This is a genomic window from Synechococcus sp. A10-1-5-9, assembly GCF_047716785.1.
In the GTDB taxonomy this organism is placed as follows: Bacteria; Cyanobacteriota; Cyanobacteriia; order PCC-6307; family Cyanobiaceae; genus Synechococcus_C.
Genome location: NZ_CP180406.1, coordinates 1,687,979 through 1,701,205, shown reverse-complemented (window position 1 = coordinate 1,701,205; position 13,227 = coordinate 1,687,979). Strand labels below are relative to the sequence as shown.

The window sequence follows — 13,227 nt, the reverse complement described above, 5'->3', positions numbered from 1 at the left end:
TTGCATCGAATCATTCTGCGGTTTTGGGATCGGCATTGGCTTCTGCCCGTTCAACGGCGCTTTTTAAAGCCCCCTCTGAGAGCAAAGTTTCTGTTGCTTGGCGCAGTTTCAGACCCCAGAGTTGGTTTTCCTGATGACCCGGAAGAACGTAATTGGGATCCTCTGCAAGGGCCTTGCGAGCCAGTTCGATGGATTCAGTGTCACCAGGTTTCTGCTTGTTGAGAGCCGCGGCCAGCGCCAGCATCGGCTCAGCGTTGCTTTTGATCTTGAGGACGGAACGCCAACGCTTGATCGCCTCGCTTGTGTTGCCCATTTCGAACAGCACAAGAGCCTGATTGTTGAGAGCTTCCCAAAAACTTGGCTTGATCGATGTGGCTTTTTCAAACGCACGCAAGGCCTGGCGCAGGTTGTCCTGCATCACTCGGGCATTCCCAAGATCGAAGTAGGCCCCTGCATTTTTGGGATCAAGACGCAAGCCTTCATCCAGCAAAGGAACAGCGTCATCAGGACGGTTGTCTCTGAGGGCCAGCGATGCTTCAGCGAACCAGAGCCCTGCCTTTCCTGGATTCAGAGATTTGGCCTTGGCTAGGGATCCCGCTGCATCGTTGAGTTGATCACTGCGGAGCTGCGCTTCCGCAAGCACAGACCACAAGCGTTCGTCGTTCGGTTGCAGTCGAACTGCCAGGGCCGCCAGACGGGAGGCTTCCTCAGGCTGACCAAGCCTCAGCAGCTGTGCGGCTGTACGGCCGATGCCAATGCCTGCACCTTCCAGTTCCTGGGTGCTGGGTGTGTACACGTAGGGAACCAAGGCCCTGGCAGGGGCCGTTGTCGTGGCACCAACCGATCCCAGCATCAGGGACATCACCAGGGACTTCTGCCAGAGCTTCCAGGAACGAGCCGGTCCCATTGTTGAACCATGAGTTCAACTCAGGTTAGGTCCGCCATCGAGGCGTGCGGCTTCAGCGTTGCGACGCCACATCCAGGGTTTGATGCGTTTCAGTGCTGACCCTTTCAGCCGTTCCGCCCAGTCCTGATCCGTCCAGCTCTGGATGATCTCCGGGGTCAGATCCAGCAGCCAGGGTCTTGGCTGCATGTCGGGATCATCACTGGAGGGCAGTACATCGGTCTGATTGAACGGGCAGACGTCCTGACAGATATCGCATCCGGCGACCCAGCCCCCCAAGGCGTTGGCGATCGGTGCCGGGAGCTTCCCATTGCGATTTTCAATCGTGTGATAAGCGATGCATCGCCTGGAGTCCACCACAAATGGTTCGGTGATCGCCTGCGTCGGGCAGGCGTCCATGCAGGCGCGGCAACGACCGCAACGGGACGCAGCCGGTTGATCAGCAACGAGGGGTTCACTGGTGAGCAGATGCCCGATCACCATCCACGACCCGCGCGTGGGGTGAATCACGTTGCTGTGCTTTCCGATCCAGCCCAGTCCAGCTTCTTCCGCCCAAGCCTTATCGAGCAGGGGCTCTGCATCCACGCACGCACGCCAGCGGCAGTTCGGTCTTTGATTCTGCAGCCAGCGACCCACCCTCCTCAGGCGCTGGTTCACCACCCGGTGATAATCGCGGCCCCAGCCGTAGCGAGCCACTGCCAGGCGGTTGTGGCGGCGTTCATGAGCAACGTGATAGTTGAGCCCAACGGCTAGCAAACTTCGGGCTCCTTCCAAGAGGGTGTCAGCGGACCTGCGTCTGGGCGCTGCCATCCAGCCCATGTCGGCTTGGTGTCCTGCATCTAGCCAACGTTGCAAAGCGTCCGTGCGCAAGCGCAGGCGGGGACTGCCGGGGAGCGTGGCGATGCCGACGGGTTCGAATCCTTCCGCTCTGGCCCGCTCCTTGAGGGACAGGCTCAGCTGCGCACCGTCGTCAGGGACGTTCACGAAAACTAACCGTAAAGTTGGACACCTTTTGACATCGTGACGTGTCCGCATCCCACCAGGAGTCCTCACCTCGGCTTGCGCCGCTTCTGCGCTGGCTTGGGCTCACCCTGGTTCTGCTTCTCGCTTTGCAGCTCGGTGTGGTGCTCAGCGCTGCGGATTGGAGCGATGAGGTTTATCAACAACTGTTGATCGAACGCTTGGTCAGTCAGGCACCGATGGGATTCATCGGTCTGTTACTCATGCTGATCTCTTCGCGTTTGGACCAGCCCCGATCAGCGCGGACGCCGATCCGGATTGTGGTCTGCGTGCTTGCGGCACTGCTCGCTCTGGCCATGATCGCTGTGATTCCACTTGGTATCAGTGGTAATCAGTCTCTCTCTGTTGAAGCCGATCAAAGCCTGAATCAAAAGCGTGGGCAATTAGAGATGGCGAGACAGCAGTCCGCCAATCCCGACAACGTGAAGATTCTCGGGGAGCAGCTCGCTCAGGCTGGGCAGCTTCCTGCTGATGCAACCGATGAGGACAAGTCCAAGGCGGCGCAGGAGTTCATCGACAAGCAGTTGTCACAGATGGATCAGCAGATTCAACAGGCCGAACGCCAGCGCAACCTGGCCGTGAATCAGCGCCGTTTTGGAGGCACCCTCAGTGCAGTTGTGCTCGCAGTGGCCTTGGCACTGCTTGCGATAACCGCTGTCCTCTGATCGCTGGTTAAGTTAGTGGAACACGTTGGCCGCAGGCCCCGGGCGTTCCTTGGTCCAGTCCAATCCAAGACCTGATCTGCCTCTTGGCGCCAGGCTTCAGCAGGATCTCAAGAATGACCTGATCGCAGGTCTGCTTGTGGTGATTCCTCTGGCCACCACGATTTGGCTTGCCACCATCGTCAGCCGCTTCGTTCTGGCCTTCCTCACGTCGATCCCTAAGCAGTTCAATCCGTTCATCACGCTCAATCCGCTTCTGCAGGATCTGATCAACTTGGCCCTTGGGCTCACAGTTCCTTTGCTGGGAATTCTGTTGATCGGTCTGATGGCCAGGAACATCGTGGGGCGTTGGTTGCTGGAGTTCGGTGAGGGAACGCTCCAGCGCATTCCGCTTGCAGGTTCGGTCTACAAAACCCTCAAACAACTTCTTGAAACCTTTCTGCGCGATAACTCACAACGCTTTCGCAGGGTCGTTCTTGTGGAATATCCCAGGGAGGGTCTTTACAGCGTTGGGTTTGTCACAGGAGAAGTTGGTCCCACGTTGCAATCGGAGCTTGAAGAACGTTTGCTGAGTGTGTTTATCCCCACAGCTCCCAATCCCACCACCGGTTGGTACACCCTCGTCCCTGAATCGTCGGTAAGAGATCTGAATCTTTCCGTTGAGGATGCTTTTAAAACGATCATTTCGGCTGGAATCGTGAACCCTGATGCCAGGGAGGCGCCAGCTGGCCGCAGCTTTTCGAGCCTGATCGCCCAGCTCAGAGCTTCTGTTGCACCGTCTTCGTCTTGAGTCGTTCGTTAAAGATCCATGCAAACCCGTTCCCTCTCCCGTGAGCTCGCCTTGCTTGTGCTCAGCCAGTGCGCCGAGCGGGACCGTTCCCTTTCTTTGGATTCTCTCGAGGCTCTTCTTCAGAAGGCCCTTGAGAGTTTGATGCAGCACTGGCGCGAGGTTCTCGATCGATGTGCTGCCGATCTGGAGAAGGCCCAGCAGTCGTTGTTAGACAGTGAGCTGCAGGAGGGTTCAAAGGCTGCAGTCATGCCGGTCCGTGATCATTTGCGTGAATCCTTATCCAATGCGGAGCAGGTGCTGAATGGTCTCTCGGCAAGCCTTGAGTTGCCCAGATTGTTGGCTCTGGCTGATCAGGAGATGGTGCAGAAGGAGGCGATGCGCAGGGTTCAACTGGTCCTCGATGCCCGTGCATCCCTTGATGACCAGCTGGATGGGGTAATGGAGGGTTGGCGTCTCAGCCGCCTTCCCCGCATCGATCGCGACATCCTCCGGCTTGCTGTTGTTGATCTGCAGACGATGAAGACGCCTGCGTCTGTCGCTTGCAGTGAAGCCGTTGAGCTTGCCAATCGTTACAGCGATGAGCAGGGTCGCCGCATGATCAATGGCGTGCTGCGCCGCCTGCAGAATGCCTCTTCCCAGGCAGTGTCCTGACCCTCATGGTCTACGACTGGTTCAACCGGCAGTCTGAGACTGCCCCAACTCAACCCCCGGCAGATTCCGACGCAACATCGCAGGAATCGCAGCAGGAAACGGCTGCCAATGCCGACGACGATCCTCTGGAGTGGGCACGGCAGGCTTACGCCCGCTTGAAAGCGCAGAAAGAGCAGGCCAAATCGATCGTTGCGGAACCGGTTCCTGAATCAAACCCCGCAGCTGAATCTGAATCCCAACCTGAATCCGCAGCAGAGCCAGAGCCAGCCGAGGTAGAGCCAGCACCCGTTGCTGGTTTGTCCCTGCTCGAGCAGGCCGCGGCCCAACGCCAAGAACGACAACAGCAACTCGAACAGGAGCCGGAGGTTGCCGCTCAACCGATTGCTGAGGCAACCGATAACGCCGATCGCGACGAGGAGCCAAGTCTCGGTGAGTTCGACGACACCTTCACTTGGTCTGCGGAGGTGCTGGCCGCCCAGGGCCGTCAGGCAGGGCAGGTCACCTTGGAGGAGATCGACTGGCTCGGTCGTTTGCGGCAAGGCCTGGAGAAAACTCGACAGGGTTTTGTTACCGGGCTTCTGGAGAATCTGGGTGATGACCCCCTCACCCCTGAGGTGCTCGATGATCTGGAGTCATTGCTGCTTCGCGCCGACGCCGGGGTGAAGGCCACCGACCAGGTGCTGGATGCGTTGCGCAAGCGCATGAACGAGCAGGTGGTGGATCCAAGCGAAGGCATTCGTTTTCTCAAGGAGCAGCTTCGAGATCTTTTAGATGCTCCGATCAAGTCCAGCGGCGTTGAACTTCTCGCACCTCAGCGTGGTCAGCTCAATGTTTGGCTGATGGTCGGTGTCAATGGCGTGGGGAAGACCACAACCCTCGGCAAGTTGGCCAATCTGGCGGTACGCAGCGGCTATTCCGCGATGATTGCTGCCGCCGACACGTTCCGGGCGGCGGCGGTTCAGCAGGTGCAGGTTTGGGGTGATCGCAGCGATGTTCCGGTGGTGGCCAACCCTTCGGCGAATGCGGATCCTGCAGCCGTGGTGTTTGATGCCATCGGGGCTGCCCGATCGAAAAGCACGGATCTGGTGCTGGTGGACACCGCCGGTCGCCTGCAGACCAAACACAACCTGATGGAAGAACTCAACAAGATTCGCAGGGTTGTGGATCGCTTGGCCCCTGACGCAATCGTGGAATCCCTGCTTGTGCTCGATGCCAGCCAAGGTCAGAACGGTCTCAAACAAGCCATGGCTTTTGCTCGCGCAGCCGGGCTGACCGGGGTGGTGATCACCAAACTTGATGGCACGGCTCGGGGGGGTGTTGCTCTGGCTGTTGCTTCGGAAGCCGGGCTTCCCATCCGTTTCATCGGTGCCGGGGAAGGAATCCGTGATCTGCGGCCTTTCAACAGTTTCGAATTCGTTGAAGCGCTGCTCGCCGGTCGCTGAGTGGTCACTTGCCCTTGGGCTGCAGTAGCCCTCAGTAAACCTTGCTACGTTGCAGGCCCTGCCATGGTGGTGCCGTGAGCAGCAAGCCACCACGGCGACATCCGGCCTCTCCTGCCCGTAGTGCTAGTCAGCAGCCCCTGACGGCTACGGCATCACTGCGTCAGCTTCTCGACAGCTTGGTTCGCGAACAACGCTCCAACCAGGAGCTGTTGGTGTCGCTCGGGTTTGCTCTGCGCAGTTTCACCAATCTCAACCGTTTTCTCGAACTCGTCCCCGTTGTGGCAGCCCGTCTTGTTGGCGTTGAAGGCGCACTTCTGGTGCCGTTTCAGGGGGATGGCCGCCTCTGGGCGGATCAGATTCAAATGCTCCCCGGCGTGCGTTCGGCGTCGCTACTCCAGACGTTGAGCCAGCACGAACCTGGCCGGTCTGCAGGCTTCGGCTCTGATGACGCTCTTGTGCTGGCGCTGGATCGGCTGGTTCAGGGTCAGTTGGGGTCTGCCGGGATGTTCGCCACCTCTGTGGTGGCGAGAGGCCGGCAGCGGGGTCGTCTTTACGTGTTTGAGCCCAAAGGGTCTCTGGTGTGGAGCGACGTGCATCGCCGGCAGGTGCAACTGGTTGCTGATCTCACCGGTGTCGCGATTGAAAATGACCAGATGCTGCAGGAAGCCAGGCGCCATGAGCGCGTGGATCGTCAGCTCAGCATCGGCGCGGAGATCCAGGCCCAGCTCCTGCCGGATCATTGCCCGGTGATTGAAGGGGTGGAGCTGGCGGCGCGCTGTCGGCCGGCATTTCAAGTGGGTGGCGATTACTACGACTTCATTCCAACGCGCCCGGAGTTGATCGGACGTCGCCGGGAACGGGGTCGCTGGGCCCTGGTGATGGGTGATGTGATGGGCAAGGGGGTACCCGCGGGGCTGCTGATGACCATGCTTCGCGGCATGTTGCGGGCCGAGGTGCTGAGTGGATTACCGCCGGATCGGATTCTTCACGATCTCAATCAGCTGGCTCTTGAGGATCTGTCCCAGTCCCATCGCTTCGTGACTCTCTTTTATTCGGATTTCGATCCGCGGACCCGTCGGTTGCGCTTTGCCAATGCCGCACACAATCCGCCTTTGATCTGGCGTGCTCAGCAACGCACGATCAGCCGTCTGGATGCGCCCGGATTGTTGATTGGCTTGCAGCCCGAGGCGGATTACGGCACAGGCTCCGTCGTTTTGGAACCAGGAGATGTGCTGCTGTATTACACAGATGGGGTGACCGAAGCTCCAGGCATCACCGGGGATCGTTTTGATGAAGCAAGGTTGATCCGCAGCCTGGAATCAGCCTGCCGTTCAGGTTCAGGCTCTCAGGGAATTCTCGATCAGTTGTTCGATCGCCTGGATCGTTTTGTGGGGGCCGATCGTCAGCTGGAAGATGATGCGTCGATGGTGGTGTTGAAGGTGCGCGAGGAGGTGATGCTCCCCTCGGTATCCCGTTCTCCGGCCTGACAAGCTGAGAGCATCTGTACTGAGGTGAGGTGATGGCTGGCGGAGTGACAGGAGGAGGCTCCGCAACCTGGAGTGATCGTTTCGAGCAGGGATTGCATCCGGTCATTGAGCGCTTCAATGCCTCGATTGGCTTTGATATCAATCTCCTGCAAGAGGATCTCGACGGATCAATCGCCCATGCCCGCATGTTGGCGCAGTGTGGCGTGATCAGTGAGGTTGAGGGGGATCAACTTTGCGGTGGATTGGAGCAGATTCGGTCTGAGGCGGCCGAGGGCCGCTTCCAACCTGGCCTGGAGGATGAGGATGTGCACTTTGCGGTGGAGCGCCGTCTGATTGCTCTGCTTGGACCTGTTGGCAAGAAACTGCACACCGGCCGCAGTCGCAATGATCAGGTGGGAACGGATCTGCGCCTCTGGCTGCGACGACGCATCGATGAGCTCATTCCTCAGGTGAAGACATTGCAAAAGGCCCTTTTACGTCAGGCCCTCAACCATCGTCAGACGTTGATCCCTGGTTACACCCATCTGCAGCGCGCGCAACCTGTTTGCTTGGCCCATCATCTGCTGGCCTACGTGGAGATGCTTGAGCGAGATCGGCAGCGTCTTGAGGATGCGCGCAAGCGAGTGAATGTTTCACCACTGGGTGCAGCTGCGCTGGCCGGCACTCCTGTGCCCATCGATCGGCGAAACACTGCCGCGGCTCTTGGTTTTGACAGCCTCTATGCCAATAGCCTTGATGCCGTGAGCGACAGGGATTTTGCAGTGGAATTCTCTGCTGCCATCTCCTTGGTGATGGTGCATCTCAGCCGCCTTGGGGAGGAGGTGATCTTCTGGGCTTCCGAGGAATGCGGCTTTGTTCGGCTCAGTGATCGCTGTGCGACTGGAAGCAGCCTGATGCCTCAGAAGAAAAATCCGGATGTGCCCGAATTGGTGAGGGGAAAGTGCGGACGGGTCTTTGGTCATCTCCAGGGCCTGCTGACGATGATCAAGGGCTTGCCTCTGGCTTACAACAAGGATTTCCAGGAAGACAAAGAGGCCCTTTTCGATGTGGTCTCCACAGGTTCCCAGTGCTTGGAAGCGATGACCATCCTTATGGACGAGGGCCTCAGCTTCCGGGAAGACCGTTTGGAAGCAGCAGTGGCTTCCGACTTCTCCAATGCCACTGACGTTGCTGATTACCTTGTGGCTCGCCAGGTTCCCTTCCGGGAGGCTTATCAGATCGTTGGCTCGGTAGTGAAGCAATGTCTGAGTGAGGGGCTGTTGCTGCGGGACCTCAGCCTGGATCGCTGGCAAAATTTTCACCCTGCGATTGAATCTGATCTCTTTGAGGCACTGGCTCCTCGCCAGGTTGTGGCGGCGCGAACCAGTGAAGGCGGAACGGGCTTCGATCGCGTGGAGGAACAGTTGTCAGTTTGGAGTGAGCGGTTGGAATTAACGAATGGATGAACATTTCGCGTGGACGGGTCTACGCTGAGCAAGCCGGAGGTGACGCGTTCCTTCACTGGACCTTGACCCGATGGCTTGTCTGATCCCAAGGGTCTCTTTCATTCAGGTTCATCAGGAACGTGAGCATTTTTGTAGGCAATTTGCCCTTCCGCGCTGAGCAGGAAGACGTCATTGAATTATTCGCTGCTTTCGGAGAGGTCACGAACTGTGCCCTCCCTCTTGAGCGCGACACCGGTCGCAAACGCGGTTTTGCCTTCGTGGAAATGGCTGATGAAGCGGCCGAAGCCGCTGCCATCGAAGCCCTCCAGGGTGCTGAGCTGATGGGGCGTCCTCTGCGAATCAACAAGGCAGAGCCTCGCGGGAGCGCACCTCGTCGTGGTGGTGGCGGCTACGGCGGTGGCGGTGCCGGCGGCTACGGCGGCGGCGGTGGCGGCGGCTACGGCGGCGGCGGTGGTGGCTACGGCGGCGGTGGTGGTGGCGGCTACGGCGGTGGCGGCTACGGCGGTGGCGGTGAGCGCCGCTCGGGCGCCCGCGGATGGGAAGATCGTAGTTATGGCGGCGGCAGTGGAGCTGCTGGTGGCGGTGGTTACAGCGATGGCGGCGGCGGAGATGACGGCCGCAGCCGTCGCCGGCGTGGGGGAGCTGCACCCAGTGAGGGCGGCGGAGATGACTACAGCGGTTACGGCGGCGCTGAAGGCTGACTCTTCCGCATTGTCTCGTTACAGCCCGGCATCGATCAGCTGCCGGGCTGATGACTCCAGCACTGTGAGATCGGCGCCGGCACGCTGAGCGTTCTGGCCCAAGTCACGGCGCCAATGACGGGCTCCAGGAACCCCTTCCACCAGTTGCACGAGATGACGGCCGATGTCCCAGAGACGGCCTCCGCGCTGGAGGTGTCGTTCGGCATGGGGGATTAGGCCGATCAGTACGTCGGATGCCCGTACGGTGCGACAAACATCTCCATAGATGAGCGCATCCACTGAAGCCCATCGCAGGGGGTGGGCATAGGCCGCACGGCCCACCATGGCACCGTCACAGTGCTGCAAGGCATCAAGGCACTGTTCCGGGGTGTCGAGGCCTCCGTTCAGTTCGATCGTGAGCTGCGGTCTGCGCTTTTTCAGGGCAATCACCCGGTCGTGTTGCAGGGGTGGGATCGTGCGGTTCTGTTTGGGGTCAAGACCCTCTAGCCACGCTTTGCGCGCATGCACACTGAAGCGAGAGGCACCGGCATCAGCCACCCGGTCCACGAAAGCAGTGAGCAGATCATCGCTGTCGAGATCATCGATCCCCACGCGGTGCTTCACCGTGATGGGCCGATCGCTCGCCGACACCATGGCTTCCACGCACTGCGCTACACGCTCTGGTTCCGCCATCAGACAAGCGCCGAAATTGCCGGCTTGCACCCTCGGGCTGGGGCAGCCCACATTCAGGTTGATCTCGTCGTAGCCCCAGTCCGCAGCCATTCGGGTGGCTTCGGCAAGCAGCTGGGGTTCGTCACCTCCCACCTGCAGCACGATCGGATGTTCTTCTGGATCGAAACCCAGCAGTCGTTCCCTGCGGTTGCTGTGGTGCAGCGCCTGGGCCACCACCATTTCGCTGTACAGCAGTGAATGGCGGCTGATCTGCCGCATTAACTGGCGGAAATGCCGGTCGGTGCAGTCCAGCATCGGGGCGACGCTGAAACGCCAGGGGGGTTCCCGATCGGCATCAGTGAGGGAAGCCATCCCCCCATGGTGCCTGGCCTTGGGGTTCAGTTTGCTTAGAACAGACCCATATCACCCGGAGATGACAGCGATGACTCCCACCGTTGAGCATTGGTTGCTGAGCAGACGGTCCCTGATGGTGGCGACGGCAGCGGGTTTGTTTGGGGTGTTCAGAGCTCCAGACCGGGTGTTGGCGGCCTCCAAGGCGTCTGATTCGGCCTGGGATCTGACGGATGCGGAATGGAAGAAGCGCCTCACACCAGAGGCCTATTCAGTGCTGCGCAAGGAGGGCACTGAACGTCCGTTCACGAGTGCATTGAACAACGAGAAACGAACGGGCACGTATCACTGCGCCGGGTGCGATCTGCCTTTGTTCTCCTCAAAGGCCAAGTTTGACAGTGGCACCGGCTGGCCCAGTTTCTTTGAGCCTTTGCCGGGTGCGATCGGCACGAAAGTAGATTTCAAACTGATCGTTCCGCGCACGGAATACCACTGCAGCCGCTGCGGCGGACACCAGGGCCATGTGTTCAATGACGGCCCCCGGCCGACCGGCAAGCGCTATTGCAACAACGGTGTTGCCCTGCGCTTCCAGCCTGCTTGATCTGATCGTTGTTGGTGGTGGTCCTGCCGGAACAATGGCAGCGATCACCGCCGCTGAGCAGGGCCTGGCTCAGGTGTTGGTGCTGGAAGGCACTCCGGAGCCTCTGCAGAAGGTGCGCATCAGTGGCGGCGGCCGCTGCAACGTGACCCATGCTTGCTGGGATCCACGCGAGTTGGCCAGCCACTATCCGCGCGGCAGCAGGCCCTTGCGCGGTCCGTTCAGTCGCTTCGCTTGCGGTGATGCCATCGCCTGGTTTGAAGAACGTGGTCTCACGCTGGTGGAGGAGCCCGACGGACGCCTGTTCCCCCAGGAGAACCGATCCGAGGCGGTGATCCGCTGCCTGCAGCAGGCAGCAGCAGCAGCCGGAGTGCAATGGCGGCTGCGGGCCATGGTGCAGCAGATCACACCCCATCCTCAGGGTGGCTTTTTGATTGAGGGCCGCGGCCTGGAGCAGCCCTTGCGGGCCCGCAGCGTGATGCTGGCCACCGGTGGTCACCCCAGTGGTCGCAAACTGGCTACTGGGCTTGGCCATCAGGTGGTGCCACCGGTGCCGTCGCTGTTCAGCCTCTCGCTGCAGGCCCGCGAGCTCACAGCTTGCAGCGGCATCGCCCTTGATGATGTGGGCTTGGATCTGAAGCTGGGTGATCAGCGTTTTCGCCAGACCGGTCGGGTGCTGATCACCCACCGGGGTTTGAGCGGTCCTGCCACTCTGCGTCTTTCGGCGTTTGCAGCCCGAGCACTGCATCAGAGCCATTACAAGGGGGATCTGAAGGTGGATTGGAGTGCTGGGCTGGGCCGCTCCGGAGTAGTCCAGCGGTTGCAGCAGTGGCGCCAGGAGCAGGCCCGGCGAACCGTGTCAGCCGCCAAGCCTTTGGATCACCTGCCGCGTCGGTTGTGGCAGGCCTTTCTGGCTCTGGCTGGAGTGGAGGCTGAGCGGCGCTGGGCGGATCTGCCGATGAAGGCCGAGCGACAGCTGGTGGAGATTCTCTGCGCGCAGCGGCTGGCCATCCAGGGACGTGGCCCTTTTGGAGAGGAGTTTGTAACGGCTGGCGGCGTGGATCTCGGTGAGGTGAACCTGGCCACAATGGAAAGCCGCCGCTGCCCTGGTTTGTATCTGGCAGGTGAATTGTTGGATGTGGATGGCGTGACCGGTGGCTTCAATTTCCAGGCCTGCTGGAGCGGCGGCTGGCTGGCTGGGATGGCGATTGCAGGTGTTAATCAAGCTGATTGCTAATCACTGAAGCAATCAAGTGCTTTCTTACTTCTGCTTATTGAATCTGATCAAACACGGTGAACATCGGCAGGTACATCGCCAGCAAAATTGAGCCCACTATTCCGCCCACCACCACGATCATGGCGGGTTCAAGCATTGAGGTGAGCGCCTTCACGGATGCCGAAACCTCGTCTTCGTAGAAGTCGGCTACTTTGCTCAGCATCTGATCCATCTCACCGGTTTCCTCGCCGATTGAGAGCATGCTCAGGGCCATATCCGGCAACACTTTCTGGCGAGTGAGCGCTGTGCTCAGCAGCACTCCCTCCTGAACAAGTGCGCGCGATTCAAGGATGGCGTCGGAGATGATCGAATTGCCGGCTGTTTCGCTGGAGATCTCCAGCGACATCAGAATCGGTACGCCAGCGCGGGTAAGCGAACTGAAGATTCGGCAGAATTGGGCGGTGGCGGTTTTCATGATCAAGTCGCCAAATAGTGGAACTTTCAACATCAGTCGATCAACCACTCGGCGGCCCTTGTGGGTGCTGTAGTAACGGCTGAACAGCCAGATGCCTACCAGAAGTGCACCGGCGAAAAGAATTGCGGCTGAGGAGCGCAGCAGTTTGCTCAGGTCCACCATCAGCTGTGTGAACAGCGGTAGTTCAGCCCCCAGGTCTTCGAAGATTCCCGCAAAGGTGGGAATCAGGAAGATGGTCATTCCCAGGAACACCAGAATCGCAATCACCAAAACGGCCACCGGGTAGCCAAGCGCTCCCTTGATCTGGTTCTGCAATCGGGCGTTGTCTTCCAGCAGCTTGGCCAGGCGCTTCAGCGACTCATCCAGCACGCCGCCAGCCTCACCGGCTTCCACCATGGCGACGGTGAGTTGATCAAACACCTTCGGCCACTGGCGCATGGCAGCTCCCATGGCTGTGCCCTGGTTCACTTCCAGTCCCACGGCGGTGAGCGCCTTCTTGAACATCGGCAGCTTCTGCTGGGTGGCCATCAGATCGAGGCTGCGCACGATCGGCACACCGGCATCCACCAGCGCAGCCAGTTTGCTGGCCCAGACCGCTTTGTCTTTCACACCTGGAGGCTTTTGGAACATCTCCCCAAGATCCACGGACAGGATCCCACCGCTGGCCTTGGTCTCTTGCGGGCGTTTTGCTGAAGTTTCGGCAGCCTTCAGTTCTGTTGCCTTAATGCCACGGCGGCGGAGTTGTTTGCGTGCCGTCTGAACATCCTTCGCCCGAATGATTACCGAGCGCGTCTGACCGGTGGCGGAGGTGTAGTTGGCGGTGAATTTGGCCAT

13 protein-coding genes are annotated in these 13,227 nt (G+C 59.7%); 9 read left to right on the top strand and 4 right to left on the bottom strand.

Annotated elements, in window-relative coordinates:
• Window positions 1-10: 10 nt before the first annotated feature.
• Together ACLM45_RS09305 and queG are read right to left on the bottom strand one after the other, a co-directional pair.
• Window positions 11-862: a tetratricopeptide repeat protein gene (locus ACLM45_RS09305; RefSeq protein ID WP_415411400.1), complete on the bottom strand. Its 852-nt coding sequence runs from the start codon at window positions 860-862 to the stop codon at window positions 11-13.
• A 60-nt stretch (window positions 863-922) separates the two neighbouring features.
• Window positions 923-1,888, bottom strand: a complete 966-nt coding sequence (gene queG, locus ACLM45_RS09300; RefSeq protein ID WP_415408933.1) for a tRNA epoxyqueuosine(34) reductase QueG — start codon at window positions 1,886-1,888, stop codon at window positions 923-925.
• A 41-nt stretch (window positions 1,889-1,929) separates the two neighbouring features.
• Here queG and ACLM45_RS09295 point away from each other — a divergent pair, with 41 nt between their 5' ends.
• The 7 genes from ACLM45_RS09295 (at window position 1,930) to ACLM45_RS09265 (ending at window position 9,102) form a co-directional block, all read left to right on the top strand.
• Window positions 1,930-2,589 (top strand): HpsJ family protein, encoded by a 660-nt coding sequence (locus tag ACLM45_RS09295; RefSeq protein ID WP_415408931.1) that lies wholly within the window; start codon window positions 1,930-1,932, stop codon window positions 2,587-2,589.
• A gap of 49 nt (window positions 2,590-2,638) precedes the next feature.
• Window positions 2,639-3,376, top strand: a complete 738-nt coding sequence (locus ACLM45_RS09290) for a DUF502 domain-containing protein (protein WP_038005298.1) — start codon at window positions 2,639-2,641, stop codon at window positions 3,374-3,376.
• Between the two features lie 18 nt (window positions 3,377-3,394).
• Window positions 3,395-4,027: a transcription antitermination factor NusB gene (gene nusB / locus ACLM45_RS09285; protein WP_006042678.1), complete on the top strand. Its 633-nt coding sequence runs from the start codon at window positions 3,395-3,397 to the stop codon at window positions 4,025-4,027.
• A 5-nt stretch (window positions 4,028-4,032) separates the two neighbouring features.
• Entirely contained in the window at window positions 4,033-5,469 is a 1,437-nt protein-coding gene (gene ftsY / locus ACLM45_RS09280) for a signal recognition particle-docking protein FtsY (protein ID WP_415408929.1), read from the top strand.
• A 74-nt stretch (window positions 5,470-5,543) separates the two neighbouring features.
• The gene (locus ACLM45_RS09275; protein ID WP_038004583.1) at window positions 5,544-6,956 is read left to right on the top strand and encodes a PP2C family protein-serine/threonine phosphatase; all 1,413 of its coding nucleotides are present in this window, start codon (window positions 5,544-5,546) and stop codon (window positions 6,954-6,956) included.
• A gap of 32 nt (window positions 6,957-6,988) precedes the next feature.
• A complete protein-coding gene (gene argH, locus ACLM45_RS09270; protein WP_006042675.1) occupies window positions 6,989-8,401 on the top strand; it encodes an argininosuccinate lyase in 1,413 nt (470 codons plus the stop codon).
• A gap of 119 nt (window positions 8,402-8,520) precedes the next feature.
• Window positions 8,521-9,102 carry an RNA recognition motif domain-containing protein gene (locus tag ACLM45_RS09265; RefSeq protein ID WP_415408927.1) on the top strand — a complete coding sequence of 194 codons (582 nt, stop codon included), beginning with the start codon at window positions 8,521-8,523 and terminating at the stop codon, window positions 9,100-9,102.
• An 18-nt stretch (window positions 9,103-9,120) separates the two neighbouring features.
• Here ACLM45_RS09265 and dusA read toward each other — a convergent pair whose 3' ends face one another.
• A complete protein-coding gene (gene dusA, locus ACLM45_RS09260; protein WP_415408925.1) occupies window positions 9,121-10,125 on the bottom strand; it encodes a tRNA dihydrouridine(20/20a) synthase DusA in 1,005 nt (334 codons plus the stop codon).
• Between the two features lie 61 nt (window positions 10,126-10,186).
• On the opposite strand from dusA, the gene msrB reads away from it, so the two are divergent.
• Both msrB and ACLM45_RS09250 read left to right on the top strand, forming a co-directional pair.
• Window positions 10,187-10,705, top strand: a complete 519-nt coding sequence (gene msrB / locus ACLM45_RS09255; protein WP_415408923.1) for a peptide-methionine (R)-S-oxide reductase MsrB — start codon at window positions 10,187-10,189, stop codon at window positions 10,703-10,705.
• On the top strand, window positions 10,677-11,939 hold the full coding sequence (locus ACLM45_RS09250) for an NAD(P)/FAD-dependent oxidoreductase (RefSeq protein ID WP_415411399.1): 1,263 nt from the start codon (window positions 10,677-10,679) through the stop codon (window positions 11,937-11,939). The genes msrB and ACLM45_RS09250 overlap by 29 nt, the downstream gene beginning before the upstream one ends.
• A gap of 34 nt (window positions 11,940-11,973) precedes the next feature.
• On the opposite strand, the gene ACLM45_RS09245 is transcribed toward ACLM45_RS09250, so the two are convergent.
• The gene (locus ACLM45_RS09245; protein ID WP_415408921.1) at window positions 11,974-13,227 is read right to left on the bottom strand and encodes a type II secretion system F family protein; all 1,254 of its coding nucleotides are present in this window, start codon (window positions 13,225-13,227) and stop codon (window positions 11,974-11,976) included.